Annotated in this window: 1 other RNA gene and 1 pseudogene; both read right to left on the reverse strand. The window is 62.6% G+C overall.

The window, feature by feature from the left end:
- Window positions 1–216: pseudogene (locus tag DBR22_RS24665) on the reverse strand (hypothetical protein); the annotation flags it as partial.
- A 75-nt stretch (window positions 217–291) separates the two neighbouring features.
- Window positions 292–388: signal recognition particle sRNA small type (gene ffs / locus DBR22_RS16410), an RNA gene on the reverse strand.
- Window positions 389–468 lie beyond the last annotated feature (80 nt).

The following is a 468-nucleotide window of genomic DNA, read 5'->3' on the forward strand; positions in this document are numbered from 1 at the left end:
GTCCGTGGGGCCCTCGGCACAGTTGAGGCAGCGGGCCAGAATGCGGGCGGAGGTGGTCTTTCCGCAACCGCGCGGGCCGGAGAAAAGGTAGGCGTGGTTGACGCGGTTTTTCCGGAGGGCCGTCATCAGCGGCTCTGTGACATGTTCCTGCCCTATAACGTCAGCGAAGGAGTCCGGACGGTATCTGCGGTAAAGGGCGGTGGTAGTAACAGTCACGAGAAAACCCTACCAATCAGGGCCGACAATCAGGATCCCTCGCCGGTGGTGGCCCTGTGGTCACCTGGGGGGAAGAGTAAAGACCCCCCATGCACCCGCCAGAGCCCGTTTACCCTTGCTACCTTCCGGTCCTGGGGGAGTTCAACAGGATGACGCCACATGAGGGGCCGCAGATAAGTTTACCCGAAGATTCGGAATGGTCCGGACGACGCCCGGACGACCCCGGAATGCCCCCGGAATGCCCCCGGAATG

Origin of the sequence: Arthrobacter sp. HMWF013 (assembly GCF_003061105.1) — a bacterium.
Taxonomy (GTDB): domain Bacteria; phylum Actinomycetota; class Actinomycetes; order Actinomycetales; family Micrococcaceae; genus Arthrobacter.